This window comes from Paenibacillus naphthalenovorans (genome assembly GCF_900099895.1).
GTDB classification, from domain to species: Bacteria; Bacillota; Bacilli; order Paenibacillales; family NBRC-103111; genus Paenibacillus_G; species Paenibacillus_G naphthalenovorans.
In genome coordinates this window covers 68,221-92,029 of the sequence record NZ_FNDY01000010.1, presented here as the reverse complement: position 1 = coordinate 92,029, position 23,809 = coordinate 68,221, and the positions used below count along the sequence as shown (strand labels likewise).

Here is a 23,809-nt window from a genome sequence, read left to right as displayed (position 1 = left end):
CGATCCATAAATTTGTGGGAGGAAAACGAAGATGGAATTAAAAGGCCGCAAAGTGCTTGCTTTTGTAGACGAGGATTTTGAAGATTTGGAGATGTGGTATCCGGTGCTGCGGCTGAAGGAGGCCGGAGCGGAGGTGCACCTCGCCGGTCCCAAAGCCAATACGGTATATCACGGCAAATACGGGGTTCCGCTGACAACCGACCATGCTCTGGATGAAGTTCGTTCCGAGGACTATATTGGCTTGTATATCCCCGGCGGCTGGGCCCCTGACAAATTGCGCCGTTATGCATCCGTGCTTCGGCTCACCAAGGAATTTCATGCTGCCGAGAAGCCGATTGCCCATATTTGTCACGCCGGCTGGGTGTTGGCATCCGCCAAAATTTGTAAGGGCTATACCATGACCTCGACCCCGGGGATTAAGGACGACCTGGAGAACGCCGGAGCCATCTGGGTGGATCAAGAGGTTGTAGTGGACCGGAATATCGTCTCCGGCCGCAGGCCCCCGGATCTTCCCGCATTTACGAAAACGTTCGTCGACGTATTGGCCGGGTATATCCGCAAATAAAGCTTCGGCAAGTTGATAGCAGTTAGGAGCCAAAACGGAATGCATGTATTCATTCGATGGCTGCCTTCCCTGCTGTGGATGGCGGTCATTTTTTATTTGTCTTCCCGGACAGGGGAAGATGTGGGCGGCTGGCTGGACATCGTCCGCCGCTTTGTTCCGATGATGGAAGGCTTTGATTGGGGACATTTTGCGGCCTATTTTATTTTGGCCTGGACATATCTATGGGCATGGCGTCCGAAGCGGTTAAGCCTTGGAGTTAAGCTTGCCGTTATACTGCTTTGTGTTCTGTACGGCGTGACCGATGAATACCACCAATCGTTCGTTCCGGGGCGGACGCCCGATCTCAAGGATATTCGCAATGACGCTATCGGAGCCGCACTAGCCATGCTGCTGCTCTATATTCCTTTTGTCCGGCGCTGGTACGGCCGGCTCTCCGGTGCTAAATATTACTAACCGCCTTTCGGAAGGAAAAGTTGAACCAAGGTAGAATATCTGAACCTATGGAGAAAGGGTTGGCTGTCGTCATAAAGGAGTGGTATCGTTGCAGAAGCAGTGCAAATGCGGTGAATACATGGGTATCCGCCTCCGCACCGTGATTTATCAAAACAAAGTTGAAATCGAAAACGTCCCTGTTTTTTCTTGTGAAGCTTGCAGCCGAAGTGAAGTATATCCCGAGGTGAAGCCGGAGCTGACCGGATTAATCGGAACGCTTGGCAGCAAGCCGGAAAAGCAGCAGCTGCAATTCGAGGAGGTCAGCGAAGTCGCCCATCTGATGGTAAAAGTGACGGATAAGAATCGGGCTTCCGATCCGGTGGAAGCCATCATCCAGGAACGCATCAACGAGCTGCTGGATTTGCTGCTTCTTGCCCAGTCGCTTAACGACGGGCCGTGGGTGGATGATATTAGAAAACGCTTGTCTCAAATCGCCAAACATGCCATAACAGTACACGATTTTTGAAAGCCGCTGCCCTGCAGTTGGCTTTTTTTGATGTAATTTGATACTATGAACATAGGATTAAGCCTATATTCGTTGCGAAATCAGGCATTTTGTCGTATGATAAGGCTAAATGACATGATCGCATTATAATTTTTAACATTGGAGAGAATGGCCGTGACTGTGACAATTTATGATGTAGCAAGAGAAGCGGGCGTTTCCATGGCGACCGTTTCCCGAGTAGTCAACAACAATCCCAACGTGAAGCCGCAAACACGGAAGAAAGTTTTTGAAGCCATTGAGCGTTTAGGCTATCGTCCGAATGCGGTGGCCAGAGGCTTGGCCAGCAAGAAGACGACAACCGTCGGCGTGGTCATTCCCGATATTTCCAACTCGATATTCTCCGAGGTCGCAAGAGGCATTGAAGATATCGCCAACATGTATCACTACAATATTATCCTTTGCAATGCGGACAAAAAGAAGGATAAAGAAATACGCGTCATCAACACCCTTCTCGAGAAGCAGGTTGACGGACTTCTCTTTATGGGCGGCGCTATCACGGAAGAGCATATTGAAGCGTTCAAGACCTCTTCGGTTCCGGTCGTGCTTTGCGCGACGGCGGATGAACAGAAGACCATCCCGTCGGTCGATATCGACCATGAGAAGGCCGCTTACGATGCGGTGCAATTGCTGATTCAGAAAGGCCATCGTCAAATCGCCATGATATCCGGAACTCTGCAGGATCCGACGAACGGATATGCGCGTTACCAAGGCTACAAGAAGGCGTTGGAGGAGGCCGGGATTCCGCTGCGTGAGGATTATGTCCGTATCGGTAATTACCGTTACGAATCAGGTCTTGAGGTCACGAAATATTTCATGGAGCTGGACGAGCGTCCTACGGCTATTTTTGCGGCGACGGACGAAATGGCGATCGGCGCGATTCATGCGCTTCAGGACAACGGGCTGAAAGTGCCGGATGATGTATCCGTCATCAGTGTGGATAATATCCGGATGGCGTCCATGGTTCGGCCTCAGCTGACGACGGTAGCTCAACCGATGTATGATATCGGCGCCGTGGCGATGCGTCTTTTGACCAAGCTGATGAACAAGGAAACCAAGGATGCCTCGGAGCTGACGCAGGTTACGTTACCTCACGATATCATTCAAAGAAATTCGGTGGCTTCACGCTAAACGTGAGCCACTTCTTTTTGTAAAGGAGGACTTGGCTTGGCTTATTCAAAAATCGGCGTCATCGGGGCGATGAAGGAAGAGGTCGAACTGTTCCATAACCATATGGATCAGGTAAACGAATCGGTAAAGGCGGGCGTGGTGTTCTATGAAGGACAATTTCATGGCCGGCCGATCGTGCTCTGCAAATCGGGTGTGGGCAAAGTAAACGCTGCCGTAACGACGCAAATTTTGATTGATACATACGGGGTGGACTCCATTGTGTTTACCGGAGTGGCCGGGGCGGTAGATCCGGATCTGAACGTGGGGGATATCGTCGTATCGACGGAATGCCTGCAGCACGATATGGACGTAACGGCGCTTGGCTTCCCCCGGGGCACGATACCTTATGAAGAGACATCGTTGTTTGCCGCAGACGACCATTTACGGAAGCTTGCTGTGGAAGTGAGCGGCGAGTTATTCGGCGGACGGGTGAAAGAAGGGCGTGTGCTTTCCGGAGACCAGTTTATCGCGAGCCGTGAAACGGTGGCGCAGCTGTACACGGAGCTCGGGGGAGCCTGCACGGAGATGGAGGGCGCGGCTGTAGCTCAAGTCTGCACCATGAACGGGGTTCCTTTTGTCGTCATTCGCTCCATGTCCGATAAAGCGGATGGTTCGGCGCATGTGAACTTTGCGGAATTTACCGTCCAGGCTTCAGAGAATTCATACCGTATTGTAGATCAATTACTGAAGCGGCTGCAATAAAAAACTGCCGCAGCGCTTTAAAATAGATAAGGAGAGTCGTTCAATCATGTCATCGGTAACAATGGATCAAATTGTCGCTCTGGCAAAGCACAGAGGGTTTATTTTTCCCGGCTCCGAAATTTACGGAGGCCTCGCGAACACTTGGGATTACGGTCCACTGGGAGTGGAGCTCAAAAACAACATCAAACGCGCATGGTGGAAAAAGTTTATTCAAGAATCGCCTTATAACGTAGGTTTGGATGCGGCTATTTTGATGAATCCTCAGGCTTGGGTCGCTTCGGGCCATGTAGGCAATTTTAACGACCCGATGATCGACTGCAAAAAGTGTAAGGTGCGTCACCGTGCGGACAAGCTGATCGAGAATGCTTTGTCGGAAAAAGGGATCGAGATGATTGTGGACGGATTATCCTTTGCCGATATGGAAAAGCTGATTGCCGAGCACAGCATCGTTTGTCCGGACTGCGGGGCTATGGATTATACAGAAATCCGCCAGTTCAATCTGATGTTCAAAACATTCCAGGGCGTGACGGAATCAAGCGCCAACATCGTGTATCTGCGTCCGGAGACAGCGCAGGGCATCTTCGTCAACTTCAAGAATGTACAGCGTACGATGCGCAAAAAGCTTCCGTTCGGCATCGGCCAAATCGGCAAAAGCTTCCGAAATGAAATTACACCGGGCAATTTTACGTTTCGGACCCGTGAATTCGAACAGATGGAGCTGGAGTTTTTCTGCAAGCCGGGGGAAGATCTGCAATGGTTTGAGTACTGGCGTTCTTTCTGCCGTGACTGGCTCCTGTCTCTAGGCATGGCGGAAACTAGCATTCGTCTGCGGGATCACTCCGAGGATGAGCTGTCCCATTACAGCAATGGTACTACCGACATTGAATATAAATTCCCGTTCGGATGGGGCGAGCTTTGGGGTATCGCTGACCGCACGGATTATGATTTGAAGCAGCATATGGCGCATTCCGGCGAGGATTTCCATTATATCGATCAAGAAACGAACGAGCGCTACATTCCTTACTGTATCGAGCCTTCGCTTGGTGCAGACCGTGTGACGCTGGCCTTCTTGATCAACGCCTACGAAGAACAGAAGCTTGAAGGGGATGACAGCCGTACGGTGCTGCACCTGCATCCGGCACTGGCGCCTTACAAAGCGGCGATTTTCCCGCTGTCCAAGAAGCTTTCGGAAGGGGCGAATAAAGTATTTGCCGACTTATCCAAGCATTTCCTGGTGGATTACGACGAAGCCGGATCGATCGGCAAGCGGTACCGTCGCCATGATGAGATCGGTACCCCGTTCTGTATCACATATGATTTCGACTCCGAGCAGGACGGACAGGTGACCGTTCGCGACCGCGATACGATGGAGCAGACACGGATGCCGATCAGCGAATTGAAAGCATTCCTTGAATCAAAAATCGAATTTTAACAGGCAAAGCCCGCTTGAACCGGTTGTCGCAGGTCAGCGGGCTTTTTCTTTATTCGGCGGATCATCGCCGATCTTCCGTTCAGCACATTTATTTGGGCAAATACAGCATGGCAAGCTCTTTGGTTTGCCTATTTTTTTGTGTAATTTCGTTTCGGCGAGGTATCGGCTCCCAGGTTTCTACAGGATCTAGCCATGTGGAAGGAAGCGCTTCACTGCAGTAGGGCTGCCATTCCTTAAGCCATGAAGACGGCAGAGCCAGCTCCGGGTCCTTCTCCAGCTGCCCGATGATCGCGTGCTCGCTCATTTCAAGCCAAAGCAGGCTCCAGGCCCGCGGAACGACTCGCCAAATCTCATACCCGCCTCCGCCGAGCGCCACCCAACGACCGCCGCAATATTGATGTGCGAGTTGGTGAATGAAGCGCGGCATCGCCCGGTATATTTCCATACTGCAGTGCATGTGTGCCAACGGATCGAAGGCATGCGCGTCGCAGCCGTGCTGTGAAACGATTAAATCAGGCTTGAACTGCTCCGCCACTTTGCCAAGCACTTCGCTGAAGCATTCCATCCACGATTCGTCTTCGGTGTAGGGTTCCAGCGGCACATTGACGGTTGTCCCGAACCCGGAGTCGGCTCCCCGTTCATTCACCGCTCCGGTTCCCGGGAACAAATACTTCCCTGTTTCATGAATGGAGAATGTGCATACGGAAGGGTCCGTATAGAAGCTCCACTGCACGCCGTCACCGTGATGCACGTCCGTATCGATATAGAGTACTCGACTGCCGTAAGCGCTTTTAGCATGCGCAATGGCAATCGCCGCATCGTTATATACACAAAAGCCCGACCCTTTGCTGGGCATGGCGTGATGCAGTCCGCCGCCCAAATGCAGCGCATGCACCGTTTCCCCGGTCATGACAGCGTCCACAGCTCGAATCGACCCGCCGACCAAGCCCATGGTAATGTCGTTCATGCCTGGAAAGAAGGGGGTATCCTCCGTAGCCAGCCCGTATTTTTCCGCTTGCTGCAGCCATTTCTGTTCAGGTTCCGGATAACTAAGGGCGGTGACGGCTTGAACATATTCCCTGGAATGCACATGGTAAAGCTGTGCTTCCGCTGCTTTACCGGGGGAAATGACGGATTCGGGGGGCAGAGCCCCCGCTTTTCGCAGCAGGTCCACGGTCAAAATTAATCTTTTTTGATTAAACGGATGGCTGTCATTAAAACGGTATGCGGTTTCATTCTCGTCGTAAATGAACAAGGCTTTGGCATTCATGACTTTTCACGCCTCCATCAGTACATAAACCGCTGCCGGAACCGAACACGGTCGAATTTCTCGACAGAGGACAACGGTACGTTTTTGCCGATGCGTACCATCAGACAGTTTGCAGGATGAGAGCAAATCTCCGGATCGTCGGTGGCATACCAGACCATATCCACGCTTTTCATCAGCTGCTCCATCATATTGCGATACTGCCAGACCGTGAGCCCGGTAGCTTCCAAATCCCAATGCCAATAATATTCCGTTGTAAATGTGATGACGTTCTCCAATTGCTCACCTTCAAATGCCAGCTTGATCAGCTTTTTGCCCAGTCCGATACCGCGGAAATCGTTAGCGACCTCGATGGCTCCAAGCTCGATCAGATCGTCCATCCCGCCTTCGGACCAACGCTCCAGCTCATCCGGATAATGGAAGGTGACATATCCTATGATTTGATCGGAGATTCGTGCGGCAATGATCCTTCCTTCCGGCAGTTCGGCTATTTCTACCAAGGCTTCCCACTGATCTTTCGGCCGCCGAAACGCATCCAGATCCGGATGAAGGGAGTATGTGCGAAGCCGTTCAGGCGGTATAGGGCCCTCAACGATCATCTCGGTGTTCTGATACGGGATAACCAGGGAATGATATATTTTGATATGTTCCATCTGTGCAGACCGACTCCCTTCCAGAACCTTCACTACGTAGTAGCATAACAAAAAATTGGTCGAATAAAAAGGGTTATGGTATAATAAAATAGAGCTTTATGAAAGCGTTTTAAATTAATGGGTAAGCTGGATTTTGGGAGGTATGTGTAGTGGACCGCGCGAATATAGAAAGCATTGCACCCGTATCATCATCATCCAATATGAAAAATTATGAAGAAGAGCGTGCCGGCTTCAACTGGGAAGCCGTCGAAAAGACGTTTACCTGGTCGGATACGGGAAAAGTCAATATGGCCCACGAGGCGATTGACCGTCATGCCGATTCGACCCGGAGAGACAAGGTAGCGCTGTATTACAGCGATGACCGAAGAGACGAGAAATACACTTTCCTCGATATGAAGCTGCAGTCCAATCGCTTTGGCAACGTGCTTCGCAAGCTCGGGATAGGGAAGGGCGACCGTGTATTTATTTTCATGCCGCGCACGCCGGAGCTGTATTTTGCACTGCTGGGATCGATCAAAATCGGCGCTGTCGTTGGACCGCTTTTCGAAGCATTCATGGAAACCGCCGTCAAGGATCGTTTGGAGGACAGTGAAGCGGTTGCCATCATCACGACGCCTGCTTTGCTCTCGAGGGTTCCTGCGGCGGAACTGCCGCATTTGAAGCACATCATTCTAGTGGGGCAGGATATCACGCTTGCTGAAGGCCAAGTTGATTTTTATAAAGAGATGGCCTCCGCTTCCGAGGAGCTTGAGCTGGAATGGGTAGACCGCGAAGACGGGCTTCTAATCCATTACACTTCCGGTTCCACGGGTAAGCCGAAAGGCGTATATCACGTTCATAATGCGATGCTGCAGCACTATTACACCGGACGGGTCGTGCTTGACCTTCAGGAGCAGGATGTGTACTGGTGTACGGCCGACCCCGGTTGGGTTACAGGCACTTCCTACGGTATTTTTGCGCCATGGCTTAATGGTGCGACCAATGTCATCCGCGGAGGAAGGTTCAGTCCGCAGGACTGGTACAAGACGATCGAGAAATACAAGGTCACGGTATGGTACAGCGCCCCGACCGCATTCCGCATGCTGATGGGTGCGGGGGACGAGACTGTAAAGCAATTTGATTTGTCCTCACTTCGCCATGTGCTTAGCGTTGGAGAGCCTTTGAACCCGGAGGTCGTGCGTTGGGGGCTGAAGGTATTTGGTCAGCGAATCCACGATACGTGGTGGATGACCGAAACCGGCGGCCACCTGATTTGTAACTATCCGTGCATGGCGATCCGTCCCGGTTCGATGGGCAAGCCGCTGCCCGGTATAGAAGCGGCGATTCTCGACGATGCAGGCAACATACTGCCGCCTTACCGTATGGGCAATCTGGCCGTGAAGACGCCGTGGCCGTCGATGATGCGTAAAATATGGAAAAATCCGGCTAAATACGAGGAGTACTTCCGTATCCCGGGATGGTATATTTCCGGAGACTCCGCGTATATGGATGAGGATGGGTATTTCTGGTTCCAAGGCCGAATCGACGATGTCATCAACACGGCCGGGGAGCGTGTGGGCCCGTTTGAGGTGGAAAGCAAGCTGATCGAGCATCCGGCTGTCGCAGAAGCGGGCGTTATTGGCAAGCCGGATCCGATGCGCGGAGAAATTATTAAGGCGTTCATTGCCCTGAGGGAAGGCTATACTCCTTCTGAAGAGTTGAAGGCCGATATTGCACAATTCGTTAAGGTAGGGCTGTCTGCGCACGCTGCTCCTCGTGAGATTGAATTCAAAGATAAGCTGCCGAAAACCCGCAGCGGTAAGATCATGCGCCGCGTGCTTAAAGCATGGGAGCTCAATTTGCCGACAGGCGACCTCTCGACGATTGAAGATTAATAACAAATCAAAGCTGCATAAACAAACCCGGTCTTCGTTGACCGGGTCTGTTTGCTGTAAATCACAACGTATCACTTTTTATATTTTACGGGCGCGGAATGCTTGGATTCCCCCAGATCGTTTGTTGCCGAGACCTTGTAATACCCTTCATACGAGACCGCATAGTAGCGGAATTGTGTTGCCCCGGTCACGGTGCCGATTTTGGAATAGCTTCCGTCTTCTTTGTCGCTGTAGTAAACGGTATATTGATTCACACGGTCTTTGCCGGGGTTGGCTTTCCACTTCATCTCAATCCCGCCGCCGCTGGATCTTACGCTCAGGCCCGATGGAGCGGAGGGAACCTGGTCAGGCTTTTCCGCACTTCCGGAATCAGAGCCCGGCGGCTGATCTTCTTTGCCCGAAGACGATAGGGGCTGCCCCAGCGATCCATCCGTATAAGCCGCTTGGCTTGGCGCGGATTCTTTGCCGGCTACATCTACCGCCGTGATGTAATATCCGAATACGCCTGCGCCAGGCGTGGTGTCCGTAAACTTCGTTTCCTCTCCCGCAATGACCACTTTGCCGTTCACCCGTTGGAACGGTCCGCCGTTGGAAGAACGATAGAGACGATATCCGACGATATCCGCGCTGCCGCTGGCCTGGAACGTAATGACACTTGTATCTCCCGAGCGGGTGGAGACAACGGTTGTCGGCGCTGCAGGGGGTTTCCCGTCATCTGTTCTCGGATCATTCTTTGACGGTGCGTCCATATCATAGTCAGTCGGGCGATAGAAGCTTAAACTTCTTTTACGGCTTGCCGGGAGCTTGCTAATGACGCTCTCCAGCTCTGCAAACAGTTCGTTGAGCGGTTTTTCCCTGCGGATCACCATTTTCTCCTGAACGAAATCGGCCGGGGTTTCGGCTTGGGCAATATAATTGATTCCGTTATAAGTAATGATCGGCAGTTTAACGAGCACATTGTCTTCCTCGGTCGGCAGGAATTTCTTGTTAAACAAGTCCGTTACCTGTTTCCCCGCCTCTATGGTCGCTTGACTCGGAAGCTTGCCTGATAGGCTGGATACCGTCATCTGTACGATATTGTCCGGGCGATTGAATTTCTTGGTAGGGAACAGCTCAGGACGCTTATCGATCGCCATGTTCATAGTGAGCGCCCATATATTTTTGGCGCGGTTCGTCCCGCCGGTTTGTTTGCTCAGCTTATGGATCGGCAGCTCGTACCCGGCCCACACGCCTAAGGTAATATCCGGGGTGTACCCCATAAACCACGCATCCGCATCGTCCTGTGTGGAACCCGTTTTCCCGACAATCGGTACTTTTCCATAATGTTTGAATTTCTTCATCAGATCTGTCGCCGTTCCCGAAGTAATCACGGTACGCATCATATCCGTCATGAGATAAGCCGTTTGTTCGGAAAAAGCGGTGGACGGATTCAACTGGTGCTCGTAGATGACCTTGCCATTGGAGTCCGTTATTTTTTGGATCAAGTACGCTTCGTTATAAACTCCGTTGTTGCCGATCGTTGCATAGGCGTTGGTTAATTCTTTTACCGTTACACCGTATTTTAAGCCGCCGATAACACCGGTTTGCGCAACATAATCCGCTTCCGTGATGGATTTAATCCCCATTTTTCCGGCAAATTCCCATGCTTCCTTAATGCCGACAACGTCCAAAAACAGTTTGATCGCCGGAATGTTGTACGATTGGTCGAGAGCTCTTCTGGCAGTAATCAGCCCGCGATATTTGTTGTCCCAGTTTTCCGGGATGTGATAACCCCGGGTACCGTCCTTAAGGATGATCGGAGAGTCATCGATCACTGATGCGGGCTGAAGGCCTTTTTCCATGGCGGGCAAATAGGCGGCGATCGGCTTCATCGTGGACCCCGGCTGGCGGTAAGCTTGAGTGGCGTGATTCAACTGCTCTTTAAAGAAATCCCTGCCTTCCATCATGCCAAGAATCGCACCTGTCCTGCTTTCTATCATGACCGCTCCGATTTGTTCCATTCCTTTGACTTTATCGTCCGGTGAGAAGTTTTTCGGATCCTGAGCGATGTCACGCATCGAGTCGTAAATTTCTTTATCGATCGTTGTGTAAATATGATATCCGCCGCGCTTGAGCTGCGCCTGAATCTCTTTGAGCTCTTCGTTATAGAGCTCCGGATTTTCTTTCTGGTCCAAATCCGGGTGTTCTGCTTTCAGCAGCACTTTCGCGGCTTCCTTCTCCACCTCGATCATCAAATAAGGATAGGTGGAGTAAGCTTTCTTCACCCGTTCAGCGAGCGAGCCTTTCAAATCGAACTGAAGTGCCTCCTGATACTGCTGATCGTTTATTTTTCCTTCCTCCAACATTCGGCGGAGCACCAGCTGCTGGCGCTGCACCGCGCGTTTGAAGGCGGCGCCGTCGAACACCCCGCTGCTGTTGAAGGTGGAATAATTGCTCGGCTGCTGGGGAAGGCCAGCCAGAAATGCCGCTTGGGCAACATTCAGCTGGTTTAAGTCTTCAATGTTGAAAATCCCTTTCGCAGCCGCTTTGATCCCATATAGATTGTAGCCGGAAGAACCGTTGCCGTATGGAATTTTGTTCAAATAAGCGAGCAGAATCTGGTCCTTGGACATAATGCGTTCCATTCGCATCGCAAGCAGTATTTCCTTGGCCTTCCGGCTGTCGGCTTTATCTAATGACAGGTAAACGCGTCTGGCCAGCTGCTGGGTAATGGTGCTGCCCCCGGTTTGGACGTCTTCATTCAGCAGCTTTTGGATAACGGCGCGCATCGTCCCTTTAACGTCAACCCCGTTATGTTCATAAAAATGATTATCTTCAATGGCGAATACGGCATCAATCACCAGTTGAGGAATTTCGTTCAAATTGGCCAAACGGCGGTCTTCCTCCGTACGGATTTGACCAACGAGCGTATTATCGCGAAAATAGACGAATCCGGTTTGTGCATCGTCTTGCATCTGGGCGACCATGGCTTCCTTGCTGCGGACGGGATCGTCCTTGACTAAAGCGGATACGTATCCGAACGCGGCCCCTCCCCCGAGAAATCCGGCGATCATTCCAACGATAAACATCCATTTGAAAGTGAGCAGCGTGTATTTACCGATGGACTGCAGAACCTCTTTATAGTTTTGAGGCTTTTGTTCCTTTTCCATAACTACGGTTTCCTCCCGATTGGAAAACATTACTTAAACATTATAGCATATAGAGTCAAGCCGAACAGCGGCATTAGGCTCTCAGGATCACTGTTCATGATGTTTGGCTTATGCCGCAAGCACAAACGGGGCCGTTTGACACCGATAGCAAACGTATGGTATAACTAAGCTTAATTGCATCAGATCCAAATGCGTTGAAGGACATCAGTAGGATAAGGAGACAAGCTTTCAGAGAGCCGGTGGACGGTGGAAACCGGTACTTGACCTTATACCGAATTACAGTCCGGAGCAGCGGAAGGGAACGCCCGATGGCCGTATCATACGGTATCAGGCCGGTAGCTTCCGATCGGGCAACCCCCGTTATCCTGCTGAAGTGAAAGCCAAGACTGGCGTTTATCTGTTTAGCAGCGGAATTCGCACTACAGGTTTCGTCTGTCTCGCTTTAATTAGGGTGGTACCGCGAGCTAAACCTTCTCGTCCCTTGAGGATGAGAAGGTTTTTTTGTATTTTTGATACTTGGGAGGAATGAAGCAAATGACAAAATGGGAACAACTGACTGCGGAACAGCAGAACGAAGTGAACCGACAATTGGAAACCATCCGGCGCGGTGTGGTCGAAATCGTTCCGGAGGACGAATTGAAGCAAAAAATCATCGACTCGGTTGCTACGGGAAAACCGCTTAAAGTAAAGCTTGGACTGGATCCGTCCGCGCCGGATATTCATGTTGGGCATACGGTTGTGCTGCATAAGCTGCGCCAATTTCAAGAGCTTGGTCATCAGGTGCAGCTCATTATCGGTGACTTTACGGGCCGCATCGGGGATCCGACCGGGAAATCGGAAACGCGGAAGCAGTTGACGGAAGATGACGTGAAGCGCAACGCTTTGACGTACCAGAAGCAAATCTACAAAATTCTCGATCCGCAAAAAACGCAGCTCTTTTATAATTCCGAATGGCTCGGGCCGCTTACGTTTGCTGATGTCGTTCAACTGTCCGCCAAGGTGACCGTGGCGCGGATGCTTGAGCGGGATGACTTCTCCAAGCGCTATGCCGGAGGTTTGCCGATTCATATTCATGAGTTCTTTTATCCGCTCATGCAGGGCTATGACTCGGTTGCTTTGAAAAGCGATATCGAGCTCGGAGGAACCGACCAGAAATTCAATCTGCTGATGGGCCGAACGCTTCAGAAGGAATATGGCTTACCCGCTCAAATTGCGATTATGAATCCGCTGCTTGAAGGCCTTGACGGGGTACAGAAAATGAGCAAAAGCCTCGGCAACTATATCGGTATCGATGAAGAGCCGAACGAAATATACGGAAAGGCGATGTCTGTACCGGATGAATTGATGCTCAAATATTACGAGTTGGCCACGGATATTTCGAACGAGGAGCTGCTGCAGCTGCGTGAGGGCATCGCACAGGGCACGATCCATCCTCGCGACGCCAAAATGCGTCTGGCTCACATGTTCGTCCGCATGTATCACGGAGAGCAGGCGGCAGACGATGCACAGCAGCATTTTGTAACCGTATTTCAGCAACGGGCGCTGCCGGACGATATTGAAGAGGTAACGCTTCCGCCTGAAGCGCTCGAGGGCGGGAAAATCCGAATCGCCAAGCTGCTTGTGACGCTGGGATTGCAAAGCTCAAACAGCGAAGCAAGACGGAGCGTACAGCAGGGCGCAGTGAAGGTGAACGAACGGAAGATCGTTGACCCGAACGAGGAGCTGACGCCCGAAGGCGGCGAAATCGTACAGGTTGGCAAGCGTAAATTCGCCAAAATCAAGCTTGGCTGAAACAACAAAAAACCTTGGTTCTTCCGAAGAAGAGCCAAGGTTTTTTCGTATCGTTAAGATTAACGGCTGTAAAACTCGACGATTTGCTTTTCATCGATCTCTTGAGCAAGCTCGGCACGCTCAGGCAGGCGGACATATTTGCCTTCCATTGCGTTTTCGTCGAACTCAAGGTAAGCCGGCAGGTAGTTGCGGTTAGCCAAAGCTTCTTTAACAACAGACAGGTTGCGGCTTCTTTCGCGAAGGCCGATCACATCGCCAGGCGTTACGAGGTAAGAGGCGATATCTACTTTTTTGCCGTTTACCGTGATGTGACCGTGAGCAACGAGCTGACGGGCACCTGCACGGGAGTTGGACAGACCCAGACGGTAAACCAGGTTGTCTAAACGGCTTTCGAGCAGGAACATGAAGTTCTCACCGGCGATACCTTGCATTTTAGTTGCCTTGTCAAACAGGTTGCGGAATTGCTTCTCGTTCAGACCGTACATGTGGCGCAGCTTTTGTTTTTCTTGCAGCTGTAAACCGTATCCGGAGATTTTTTTGCGCTGACCCGGGCCGTGTTGGCCAGGCGGGAAAGGACGTTTCAATTCTTTGCCGGTACCGCTCAAGGAGATGCCGAGACGGCGGCTTAATTTAAATTTAGGACCAGTGTAACGTGACATGGATTAGAGTGCTCCTTTGTTCATAAAGTAAGATAGTTTTGGTTTTAATAACGGGTGAAGCGTGTGCCCGACTTTGTTTCTCATGCCCATGTGGCGTCCGAAGGGAAAAAACCAGCCGCGGTCCCGTCGGCAACAAAATCAACAGAGGGTGACACAAGCTTCCACAATAAGCATACTTGGGTAAAGTCCCGGTGGCATGCCTATTCTCGACAATTAATTTTATAAGATATAACAGGGCTGTGTCAAGCTGCAATCCCGTTCGAGAATCTCTTCTTTTTTTGATACAATGGGAAAAGCTTGAAGTGGGAGGTTACAGCATTGGGGCAATGGAATGTTCAGCACATGTCGGACGTTCTGAATTCGTATGGTGTCGTCGGTCATCTCGGAGGTGCGCTGCTTGCCGTACTGCAGACCGTTTTTCCTTTTGTTCCATTTGTGCTTGTGGCTGGGATGAATGTTCTGTTATTCGGGTTATGGGGCGGGCTGGCCATTAATTATTTGGGTGCCTGCCTCGGCGCGGTCATCGCCTTTTATGCTGCCAGGCACTGTGGAAGAAGCTGGGTTCAGAAAAAGCTGGTGAAATACAGAAATATCGAAAAGCTTAACGTGCAGCTGGAACGGCGCGGCATGCTGTTCATTGCCTTAAGCCGCTTGATACCGGTGCTCCCGTCCTTCGCGATCAATTATGGCGCGGCGGTGATGAAAGTAAGGGCGAGAGATTTCATTGCAGGAACCCTTATCGGTAAAGCGCCGATGATATGGCTCGAATCATTGATCGGGCACGATCTTCTGCATTTTGCCAGATATAAGGGGCGGCTCTTGGTCCTTCTGGCGGCGTTCGCCGTGATGATCGTGATCGGCAACCGATTCAAAAATAAGTGGATGAAAAACGAAAATGGAATGTAGACCGTCAAAAAGTCCAACGGTAAGATGTCAAGTCCCTGATTCGTGAGAATTGGAAATTTTCTTGGCTGCAGAGCGCAGGGGTCAGGAAAAATGGCAGCACCAAACTAAACCCAGTCGAAAATCGAGTCAATTACCAGATTTTAACTGGGAATCCGTGAAGGACTTTGGCAAAGGAGGCATAAACCTTCGCAGTTGTCACCTTCCTTCGAGGCGTGTAGAGTTGGCCGTTGCGTAGCAGCACATCGACCAGACGCACAAGTTTTCTTGCCGTTAAGACGAGGCGCGTTTGTGTTGGCGCTTGGGTACTTCGTTGTACTTCTTCCGGTAGTACTCGCCGAATTAACGGATCGCGGTTTTTCACCGAGTTGGCAGCTTCAACCAGGTAGTACCGCAGGAATCGGTTGCCGGAACGAATGCGTTTGGTATCCTCAGCCTCGAACGGGCCGGACTGGTGCCAGGAGAGAGACGAATTTCCCCGAATGGAAATACTATACGAGGAGAGAGGTTTATGCGCGATCCGAGACTGCAGCAGTTAGCCCGCAATATCGTCGGCTATTCTTTGGATGTTCAAGCCGGAGAGAAGGTACTGATCGAAATGGCCGGTTCCGAGCGTGAAATCGTTAAATGTCTGGTAGAGGAAGTTCATGCCAGGGGCGGGTATCCGTATATAGAGCTGGCGGATAACAGCATTCGCGCGGCTGTGCTGCGTTCGGCCACAAAAGAGCAGATGGAACACTGGGCGAATATGGACCTTCAGCGAATGAAGGAGATGGACTGCTATGTCGCCATTCGGTCGGGTGACAATGTCAGCGAGCTTTCCGATGTGCCGGACGGAAAGATGAAGCTGTACAATCAAATTTATCGTAAAAAAGTTCATTTGGAGCAGAGGGTCAAGCGGACGCGATGGGTGGTGCTGCGCTATCCGAACGCTTCCATGGCTCAATTGGCCGGTATGAGCACCGAGCGGTTCGAAGATTTTTATTTTGATGTATGCAATCTGGATTACGCCAGAATGGCCGATGCGATGGAGCCGCTCCAGGAGCTGATGAAAAAAACCGACCGTGTCCGCATTACAGGGCCGGGCGCAACGGACATTACGTTTTCGATTCGCGGAATCGGATCGGTCAAATGCTGCGGCCGCCGGAACATACCGGACGGGGAACTGTATACGGCTCCGGTGCGGGATTCGGTGAACGGTATCATCGCCTACAATACTCTGTCCGTTTATTCCGGAGTAACGTTCGAGAATATCAAGTTCCGATTTGAACACGGAAAAATCGTAGAGGCGTCGGCGAACGATACCGCCCGTCTTCTGGAAGTGTTGGATACGGATGAAGGAGCAAGATATATCGGTGAATTCAGCCTGGGCTTTAACCCTTATATTTTACACCCGATGAAGGATACGCTGTTTGACGAGAAGATCGACGGAAGTCTTCATTTTACGCCGGGGCAAGCGTACGAACAGGCGGATAACGGGAACCGTTCCTCCGTTCACTGGGATTTGGTGCTGATTCAACGGCCCGAGTACGGGGGTGGAGAAATCTATTTTGACGACCGTTTGATCCGCAAGGACGGCCGGTTCGTCATTCCTGAACTAATGGGCTTAAACCCTGAAAATTTAAAATAACCGGGTGTGAAAATGTAGTTGCATGTTATTCTCTTCCCATGTATCATAAGCTAAAACAACGTAATTTTTGGAGGGATTGTTATGCCTAACGCAAACAATGCGGCAATCGTGGAAATTTCTCAAACAGCAAATAAATTCAGATCTTCAATCGTTTTGCAGTATGACAATAAATATATCGATGTGAAGAGCATTCTTGGCTTGTTTACCACATTGCTTGCATCCGGCACTTACGACCTTCACGTCCACGGTCCTGATGCGGAGGAAGCGAAGAAAGCCATGGCCGAGGTGTTTGAGAAGCACGGACTGAAGATCAATAGCATTCAGGACTAACAACAAAGCGATGCGAAACAAGGAGGGGCATTTCCGCACGGCGGAAAATGCCTTTTCTTCCTCTATGACTTGTGTATTCCGCCATTTTCGACTAAAATTGAATTATGAAGCGTGAATGATATCCATTCGCGTCATTTCGGGAGAACCGGGAGGGCGAAACGAATTTGAAAATGGTAAGCCGGGTTTCGCTTCATGGCGTATTACAGGGGGGAAGCTTCATGTCATCGGATGTGCTGCTCAGCTTGTCGCAGAGAGCGCTGAATCTGCTTCAGGAGGATGCGGACAAGATTGAGAAGCTGATTGAAGTGCAAATGGAAAACTTGACTACGCGCAAATGTCCTCTCTATGAAGAGGTATTAGATACGCAGATTTACGGGCTGTCCAGAGAAATCGATTTCGCTATTCGAGCCGAACTCATCAATGAGGCAGCCGGTAAGCATATCCTGATGAAGCTCGAACGCAATTTGGCCGAGCTGTATGAAGCCATGAACCAAAATAAAGAGTAACCTTCGTCCGAAGGTTACTCTTTTTTTATTATGCGGGCCTTTACACCAAGTAAAATGCAATCCCGAGGATCAGATAAACCACCAGCAGCAGGACGCCTTCATACCAGGTGGTGCTGCCATCCCTTGAGATCGACGTAGCGATGATGGCGGCCACGCCGATAGCTACAAGCTCATAGACAGTAAATATAATGTTCATAGGGTTGCCAAACCACAGCGATAAAAGGACAAGCACCGGTGCGACGAAGAGCGAGATCTGCAGACTGCTTCCGACGGCAATTTCCACAGCGGCGCCCATTTTATTTTTGCGGGCCATAATAATCGCTGCGCTGTGCTCTGCCGCGTTGCCTACTATGGCAATCAGGAAGGCGCCGACAAACAGGTCGGACAGACCGTACTGATGGCTGAAGGGCTCCAGCGTGCTCACCAGCCATTCGCTCTCGATAGCCACCATCGTGGTGGCAAGCAGTAAAAACAAGACGGATGTTCCCTTGGACCATACCGCTTCTCCGTGTTCCAGAGCCTGGTCTGACAGCTCGGTCTTATGCGTGATCATGGAAAAAAACAGCCACAGCAAATAGGCAACGATCAGAATAACGGAGACGATAATGCTTAAGGTTTGCGTTTCCATTGTCGTCAGGCTTCGAGTGAAAGCGGCGGGGATGAACAAGGCGATGACCGCCAGCAGCATCAGGGAAGCATTGTGACCGGCGAGCTTCACATTAAAGTGCTGTTCCTTGTATTTCAATCCGCCGATCAGAACACTGAGCCCCAGAACAAGCAGCATATTCCCGATGATCGATCCGGTGATGCTTGCTTTAACGGTATTGAATAACCCATCCTTCACTAGAAATATGGCGATGATCAATTCCGCCGCATTGCCGAAAGTGGCGTTCAGGAAACCGCCCAGCCGCTCTCCCGCGTATTGAGCCACGCTTTCGGTCGCCTTGCCGAGAAAGCCGGCGGCAAATATAATGGCGACCGCCGCAATCAAAAACTGCAGCGTGGGATTGAATGCGGGAGATCCAACATAATGCGCCGCCGCACTAAGCGCAAAACTCAAAATTAGACAAATGGCAAAACCGTGGCGTTTCATCATTATCACCTCATGTGGTAAAGTATACCTGAATGGATCAAAACCTATTCTCAAATATCCCGTTATCGGCAAAAGGAGGAGCATTCGAATGGATTTGCGGCTGAAGGGAAAAAAAGCGGTTGTTACCGCTTCCAGCAAAGGATTGGGACGAGCTATAGCCGAGCAGTTGGCAGCGGAAGGCGCCAGCTTGCTGCTGTGCAGCAGGGATGAACAAGCGATCTGTGATGTCGCCGCACAGCTTGCGCAGAAGTATGGCGTGGAAGCCACCGGTTTGGGTATGGATTTGAGCAGCCCTGAACAAATCTCTTGGCTTGTACAGCAAGCCCAGGATCGGTTCGGACAGGTGGACGCACTGGTATGCAACGCAGGCGGCCCGCCGGGCGGCAGTTTTTTGTCGCTGGATGAAGAGGCCTGGCTTCATGCCATCCAGCTGAATCTGATGAGCGTCGTCCGTTTGGTGAAAGGGTTTCATCCATTAATGAAGGAACAGGGGGGACGGATCGTTACGATTGCGTCGTCTTCCGTGAAGATACCGATTCCCGGGCTTGTACTATCCAACACCCTGCGCACGGGACTCATCGGGTTAATGAAGACGCTCTCGATTGAATGGGGTCCGGACGGCATCCTCTTGAATACGGTGTGTCCAGGACGAATTATGACCGACCGGCTCATCGAACTGGATTCCTTCAATGCTTCCCGGCAAGGAAAAACGGTGGAAGACATACAGGAGAACATGATCAAGGACATTCCGCTGGGACGCTACGGTGAGCCGGAGGAGCTGGCATCGATGGCTGCCTACTTATTATCGCCGCGCAACAGCTACATGACCGGTTCTGTCTTCTATGTGGACGGAGGCATGGTAAAGGCGATTTAAAGTTGAAGGTCAGTTCATTGGATCCGATCGGATACGGCGCATTTGCTTTCCGTGTGGGAAGTTATTACAATAGAGCTATAATCCTTGAAGGAGTGATCCTCTTGAGCGAAGACATTCAAACAGGTCTTATCCGTATTTCAGATGATGTTGTGGCGACGATTGCAGGACTAGCCGCACTCGAAACTCCAGGGATCGCCGCCATGTCGGGAGGCATTTCGGAAGGATTGGCCAAGCGCTTGAGCGGAAAGAACGTCCAAAAGGGCGTCTCGGTTGAAGTGGGTCAAGTGGAAGCGGCAATCGATTTGAGAGTGATTGTCAACTATGGAAGCCGGATTCATGAAGTTTGCCGTGATTTGCAGGAAAACGTCCGCGAGGCGGTAGAGAATATGACGGGCTTATCCGTTGTAGAGGTCAATGTGAAGGTGGAAGGGGTAGCCTTTCGGGAGGAAGAGACGGCAGCAGTGGAAGATCCGCACAACCGGGTTAAATAACCAAAAGAGAGCCTTTTGTCAGGCTCTCTTTTTCATATCGCGTTCTTTTTCCGGTTTATTATGCTCTCTGGAGATGCTTAGCAGAATTCCGAGGCTCATCAGCGTCATCAGCATGGAAGTGCCGCCATAACTAATCAGCGGCAGCGTTACCCCTGTCATCGGAATCGTGTTGGTTACTCCGCCGATATTGATGAACGCCTGAATCCCTATCATTCCTACGATTCCTACACCCACCAGGGTACCGAAGGTTTCCTTGCATCGGAGAGCTACAATGAGTCCTCTTAGCAAAAAAGCCAGGTACACCAGTAAAAAGAGAGAGGTTCCGATAAATCCAAGCTCTTCCCCGATAATGGAAAAAATAAAATCGTTGTGAGCTTCAGGCAAATAATGCAGCTTCTGTATACTCTGGCCAAAGCCGGCGCCTGTCAGTCCCCCATGACCGAACGCATAAAGCGACTGAATGAGCTGATGCCCGGAGTCAAGCGGATCCGACCAAGGATCCAGAAAGGCGGTAAAGCGGGCGATTCGGTAGCTGTCACCGCCGGTCTTCATAAAATAAATAGCAATGACGACGGACAATGCTCCGGCAGCGGCTCCGACAAGATAAAAAACATGCTTCAGATTGGCTCCGCCCACGATGATGACAAGCAAGGCAGACAGGATAAGTATCATCGTTGAGCCCAAATCCGGCTGCAGCATAATCAGCGCGGCAATGAAACCTACTACGACCAAGGGAGGAACCAGTCCTCGTTTAAAGTCACGGATCCGATCCCCTTTTTTGCTGATAATGGCGGCCAAGTATAGAATAACCGCCAATTTGGCAAATTCCGTTGGTTGAAGCCCAAAGCTGCCGATATATATCCAGCTTTGCGCACCGTTTCTTTCCGGAGCTATGATCGGCACCAACAACAGCAGGAAAACGGTAACGGCTAAAAACGGAACGATCCATTTTTGCAGCTTGCGGTAGTCTATATTCATACAGAAAAACATGGCCACCGTTCCTAGACCGATGGCGAATGCCTGGCGGATTGCCAAATACCAAGGCTCGCTTGACCTGTAAGCCATGCCTGCGCTAAATACGAATGCCAAACCAAAACACACAAGCGAAAACGTCAAAAACAGCAGTAAGAAATCGGGCGTTCCTCGTCTCGGTTTCGGTTTCGGTGAAGTCATAAGCTTTTATTCCCCGATTATTGGGACAGCTTTGCTTTCAACTCCGCTAATTTACCGTTGACCGTTTTCATGATGGCATCGGGTACAGGCGCTTGATAATCCAGGCCATGCGGGAAAGTAGCTTTGCCGATATAGACTTCTTCGATGTAAAGAATGGCATAAGGGGATTCCAGCTTGCCGGATTCAGCCCGAGTATTAATGCGCAGGTAATAATCGCTTTGCGTAGCTTTATCTTCAAGCTTCAGGTCGTAAGTTGCCCGGTTATATTCCCACTGCCAGCGAACGAAACCGAGCTGCTCCATAGACTCGTCCAAATGGGCGAGATCACTTTTTAAGCCTTTTAATCCACTGTTTTCAATAATCACTGCAAGCCCTCCTAAATATGTACAACTCAGCTAATTATCCTTTATTCATGATAGTATGTTTCCCTTACTTGTGCAAGCCTAATGCATATGGCTCCAAAAGCGGTGCTGTAAAGTTTGAATTTCTTGTGACACATGGATGAAACCGCTCTTTAGATTTGATAAAATTAAGATTAATATGCCAATGAAAGGATCGCCATTATATGATGACGCTGCAAAGAGCGGAGGGGGTACTATGATGATAAAAGATACACTGGATACGATAGTTCCCGAGATGATCGCTTGGCGCAGGTATTTGCACCGGCATCCGGAGCTGTCGTTTCAAGAATCGGAAACCGCTGCCTACATTGCAAAACTGCTTCGGGGATGGGGGCTTGAGGTACGGACGGGGGTTGGCGGACACGGTGTGACAGCCAGACTGCAGGGCGGAAAAGCCGGACCGACCGTTGCGCTCAGGGCCGATATCGATGCTCTGCCCATACAAGACGAGAAAGCTTGCGAGTATGCCTCAAGCGTACCCGGTGTCATGCACGCCTGCGGTCATGATGCTCATACGGCCACCTTGCTCGGTGTAGCTAAAACGCTCAGCAGACACAGGGAGCTGCTGCGCGGAAATATTGTCTTTGTGTTCCAGCCTGCGGAGGAAGTGACTCCGGGAGGGGCGCTCGGAATGATCAAGGATGGTGTGCTGGATGGGGTGGACGTCATCTATGGCATTCATTTGTGGACGCCGTTTGAGGTTGGGACCGCGTATTGCAAGGCGGGTCCCATCATGGCGGCAGCCGATGAGTTCACCATTGAAATCAAAGGCAAAGGCGGGCACGGCGGTCTGCCCCACGAAACGGTGGACAGCGTTTTTGTGGCTTCTCAGCTGGTAGTCAATTTACAATCGATTGTCAGCCGCAGTACGGATCCCACTGAGCCATGCGTCGTTTCCGTCGGCTCGATCCACAGCGGAACCAATTTTAACGTCATTGCAGAAACAGCCGTATTGAAGGGAACGGTGCGTACATTCAACGCTTCTTTACGAATGGATGTGAAGGCCCGTCTGGAAAATATCGTCCGACAAACCTGTCTTATGCAGGGAGCCGATTATACGATAGACTACAAGCTGGGATATCCGCCTGTCGTGAATCACGCGGAGGAAGAGCAGCGGTTTTATCGGGCGGCCAAGGCGGCTTTGGGCGAGGCGGGGGCGAAGACTTCGCCGCTGATCATGGCGGGGGAGGACTATGCCTATTATTTGCAGCAGGTGCCGGGATGCTTCATGTTTGTCGGAGCGGGAAATCCGGACCGCGGCATCGTATACCCGCATCATCATCCCCGGTTCGATATTGACGAAACGGCAATGACCCATGCTGCAAAGCTGTTCATAGCGCTGGTCGAAGATTATATGTCGGAACATTCCCGGTAAGTGACAGTGATCGGGCGAATGGAAAGCAAGGGAAAGGGAAAACCTAATTCTGCAGCAGCTTGGGTACGCCGGGCAGGGCGATGCTTCAGGCTGCCAGTTCCTTTCAGGAGGGATTTCCCTTGAGTTCGAGAACACTTCGCGAGATCATGACTACAGACTGCGCTACAGTCACGTTACAGGATAACGTGTATGAAGCTGCGGTGAAGATGAAGCAGGAAGATACGGGCTTTATTCCTGTCGTTGACGGCAAGAAGCTAATCGGCGTTCTGACCGACCGGGACATCGTTATTCGCGGTTTGGCTGAGAAAAGGGAAGGATCTGCCGCTATTAAAGAAGTGATGAGCGACAAAGTCGTATCCGTAACTCCGGAAACGACAGTGGATGAAGCGGCAAAAATCATGGCTGATGAACAGATTCGCCGTCTGCCTGTTGTCGAGAATGGGAACCTGGTCGGGATCGTATCCATCGGCGACCTCGCAGTCCGCAGCATTTATGAGAACGAAGCAGGCGAGGCGTTGAGCCAAATTTCCGAACAGAACCAGCACGCCTTGCATTAAGCTCTTATCGTTCTTCCGAACTTTTTTTTCGGAAGAACGATTTTTTATTTACACAGGTGTACGGAGATGAAGCGGAAGCCTCCGCTTTTCATCTCCGTTTTTTGCCGTCCTTCCTCCGCCATATCTTTTCGGGCGTCTTTCTTCGCTTATAATTTACATGTTTAAATCCGCCGCCAATCCAACATAATAACAGTATCTGTAAAAGTTTGGAGGGATCGGT

The 23,809-nt window shown here is 50.9% G+C and carries 23 protein-coding genes and 1 other annotated feature; of the genes, 16 read left to right on the top strand and 7 right to left on the bottom strand.

Annotated elements, in window-relative coordinates; translation table 11 throughout:
- The first annotated feature begins 31 nt into the window (after positions 1-31).
- From BLT35_RS12315 to BLT35_RS12290, 6 genes are all read left to right on the top strand, one after another.
- A complete protein-coding gene (locus BLT35_RS12315) occupies positions 32-565 on the top strand; it encodes a type 1 glutamine amidotransferase domain-containing protein (RefSeq protein WP_074728184.1) in 534 nt (177 codons plus the stop codon).
- Between the two features lie 39 nt (positions 566-604).
- On the top strand, positions 605-1,018 hold the full coding sequence (locus BLT35_RS12310) for a VanZ family protein (protein WP_062407827.1): 414 nt from the start codon (positions 605-607) through the stop codon (positions 1,016-1,018).
- 88 nt (positions 1,019-1,106) lie between these two features.
- Positions 1,107-1,523, top strand: coding sequence for a hypothetical protein (locus tag BLT35_RS12305; RefSeq protein ID WP_054818040.1), 417 nt, complete (start codon positions 1,107-1,109; stop codon positions 1,521-1,523).
- A gap of 147 nt (positions 1,524-1,670) precedes the next feature.
- Positions 1,671-2,690, top strand: coding sequence for a catabolite control protein A (ccpA, locus tag BLT35_RS12300; protein ID WP_074728182.1), 1,020 nt, complete (start codon positions 1,671-1,673; stop codon positions 2,688-2,690).
- Positions 2,691-2,726: 36 nt separating this feature from the next.
- The gene (locus BLT35_RS12295) at positions 2,727-3,431 is read left to right on the top strand and encodes a 5'-methylthioadenosine/adenosylhomocysteine nucleosidase (RefSeq protein ID WP_074728180.1); all 705 of its coding nucleotides are present in this window, start codon (positions 2,727-2,729) and stop codon (positions 3,429-3,431) included.
- A 46-nt stretch (positions 3,432-3,477) separates the two neighbouring features.
- Complete coding sequence (locus BLT35_RS12290) at positions 3,478-4,863, top strand: glycine--tRNA ligase (RefSeq protein WP_054818042.1); 1,386 nt, start codon at positions 3,478-3,480, stop codon at positions 4,861-4,863.
- Positions 4,864-4,951: 88 nt separating this feature from the next.
- Here the strand turns inward: BLT35_RS12290 and BLT35_RS12285 are convergent, their stop codons facing one another.
- Both BLT35_RS12285 and BLT35_RS12280 read right to left on the bottom strand, forming a co-directional pair.
- Positions 4,952-6,133, bottom strand: coding sequence for an acetoin utilization protein AcuC (locus BLT35_RS12285; RefSeq protein ID WP_074728177.1), 1,182 nt, complete (start codon positions 6,131-6,133; stop codon positions 4,952-4,954).
- A 17-nt stretch (positions 6,134-6,150) separates the two neighbouring features.
- On the bottom strand, positions 6,151-6,783 hold the full coding sequence (locus tag BLT35_RS12280; protein WP_054818043.1) for a GNAT family N-acetyltransferase: 633 nt from the start codon (positions 6,781-6,783) through the stop codon (positions 6,151-6,153).
- A gap of 149 nt (positions 6,784-6,932) precedes the next feature.
- Here BLT35_RS12280 and acsA point away from each other — a divergent pair, with 149 nt between their 5' ends.
- Complete coding sequence (gene acsA / locus BLT35_RS12275; protein ID WP_062407832.1) at positions 6,933-8,657, top strand: acetate--CoA ligase; 1,725 nt, start codon at positions 6,933-6,935, stop codon at positions 8,655-8,657.
- Between the two features lie 71 nt (positions 8,658-8,728).
- Here acsA and BLT35_RS12270 read toward each other — a convergent pair whose 3' ends face one another.
- Positions 8,729-11,806: a transglycosylase domain-containing protein gene (locus tag BLT35_RS12270; protein ID WP_074728175.1), complete on the bottom strand. Its 3,078-nt coding sequence runs from the start codon at positions 11,804-11,806 to the stop codon at positions 8,729-8,731.
- Between the two features lie 185 nt (positions 11,807-11,991).
- Positions 11,992-12,291: a binding site (T-box leader), on the top strand.
- A 49-nt stretch (positions 12,292-12,340) separates the two neighbouring features.
- Between BLT35_RS12270 and tyrS the strand changes: the two genes are divergently transcribed.
- Positions 12,341-13,597, top strand: coding sequence for a tyrosine--tRNA ligase (gene tyrS, locus BLT35_RS12265; RefSeq protein ID WP_074728173.1), 1,257 nt, complete (start codon positions 12,341-12,343; stop codon positions 13,595-13,597).
- A 59-nt stretch (positions 13,598-13,656) separates the two neighbouring features.
- Here the strand turns inward: tyrS and rpsD are convergent, their stop codons facing one another.
- A complete protein-coding gene (gene rpsD, locus BLT35_RS12260) occupies positions 13,657-14,256 on the bottom strand; it encodes a 30S ribosomal protein S4 (RefSeq protein WP_054818045.1) in 600 nt (199 codons plus the stop codon).
- A 318-nt stretch (positions 14,257-14,574) separates the two neighbouring features.
- Here rpsD and BLT35_RS12255 point away from each other — a divergent pair, with 318 nt between their 5' ends.
- From BLT35_RS12255 to BLT35_RS12235, 4 genes are all read left to right on the top strand, one after another.
- Positions 14,575-15,162, top strand: coding sequence for a TVP38/TMEM64 family protein (locus BLT35_RS12255; protein ID WP_074728171.1), 588 nt, complete (start codon positions 14,575-14,577; stop codon positions 15,160-15,162).
- Positions 15,163-15,670: 508 nt separating this feature from the next.
- Positions 15,671-16,789: an aminopeptidase gene (locus BLT35_RS12245; RefSeq protein WP_074728169.1), complete on the top strand. Its 1,119-nt coding sequence runs from the start codon at positions 15,671-15,673 to the stop codon at positions 16,787-16,789.
- Between the two features lie 81 nt (positions 16,790-16,870).
- Positions 16,871-17,119: an HPr family phosphocarrier protein gene (locus BLT35_RS12240; RefSeq protein WP_054818047.1), complete on the top strand. Its 249-nt coding sequence runs from the start codon at positions 16,871-16,873 to the stop codon at positions 17,117-17,119.
- Between the two features lie 218 nt (positions 17,120-17,337).
- Positions 17,338-17,625 carry an Fpa/YlaN family protein gene (locus tag BLT35_RS12235; RefSeq protein WP_054818061.1) on the top strand — a complete coding sequence of 96 codons (288 nt, stop codon included), beginning with the start codon at positions 17,338-17,340 and terminating at the stop codon, positions 17,623-17,625.
- Between the two features lie 40 nt (positions 17,626-17,665).
- Here BLT35_RS12235 and cax read toward each other — a convergent pair whose 3' ends face one another.
- Positions 17,666-18,718, bottom strand: a complete 1,053-nt coding sequence (gene cax, locus BLT35_RS12230) for a calcium/proton exchanger (protein ID WP_171005875.1) — start codon at positions 18,716-18,718, stop codon at positions 17,666-17,668.
- Between the two features lie 88 nt (positions 18,719-18,806).
- Here cax and BLT35_RS12225 point away from each other — a divergent pair, with 88 nt between their 5' ends.
- Positions 18,807-19,592 carry an SDR family oxidoreductase gene (locus BLT35_RS12225; RefSeq protein WP_074728167.1) on the top strand — a complete coding sequence of 262 codons (786 nt, stop codon included), beginning with the start codon at positions 18,807-18,809 and terminating at the stop codon, positions 19,590-19,592.
- Positions 19,593-19,693: 101 nt separating this feature from the next.
- Entirely contained in the window at positions 19,694-20,083 is a 390-nt protein-coding gene (locus BLT35_RS12220; RefSeq protein WP_054818062.1) for an Asp23/Gls24 family envelope stress response protein, read from the top strand.
- Between the two features lie 18 nt (positions 20,084-20,101).
- Here the strand turns inward: BLT35_RS12220 and ftsW are convergent, their stop codons facing one another.
- Both ftsW and BLT35_RS12210 read right to left on the bottom strand, forming a co-directional pair.
- Entirely contained in the window at positions 20,102-21,256 is a 1,155-nt protein-coding gene (ftsW, locus tag BLT35_RS12215) for a putative lipid II flippase FtsW (protein WP_062407841.1), read from the bottom strand.
- Positions 21,257-21,273: 17 nt separating this feature from the next.
- Complete coding sequence (locus tag BLT35_RS12210; protein ID WP_062407843.1) at positions 21,274-21,621, bottom strand: YugN family protein; 348 nt, start codon at positions 21,619-21,621, stop codon at positions 21,274-21,276.
- 232 nt (positions 21,622-21,853) lie between these two features.
- On the opposite strand from BLT35_RS12210, the gene BLT35_RS12205 reads away from it, so the two are divergent.
- Both BLT35_RS12205 and BLT35_RS12200 read left to right on the top strand, forming a co-directional pair.
- Complete coding sequence (locus BLT35_RS12205; RefSeq protein ID WP_054818050.1) at positions 21,854-23,032, top strand: M20 metallopeptidase family protein; 1,179 nt, start codon at positions 21,854-21,856, stop codon at positions 23,030-23,032.
- A 146-nt stretch (positions 23,033-23,178) separates the two neighbouring features.
- The gene (locus tag BLT35_RS12200; RefSeq protein WP_254611370.1) at positions 23,179-23,589 is read left to right on the top strand and encodes a CBS domain-containing protein; all 411 of its coding nucleotides are present in this window, start codon (positions 23,179-23,181) and stop codon (positions 23,587-23,589) included.
- Positions 23,590-23,809: the final 220 nt, after the last annotated feature.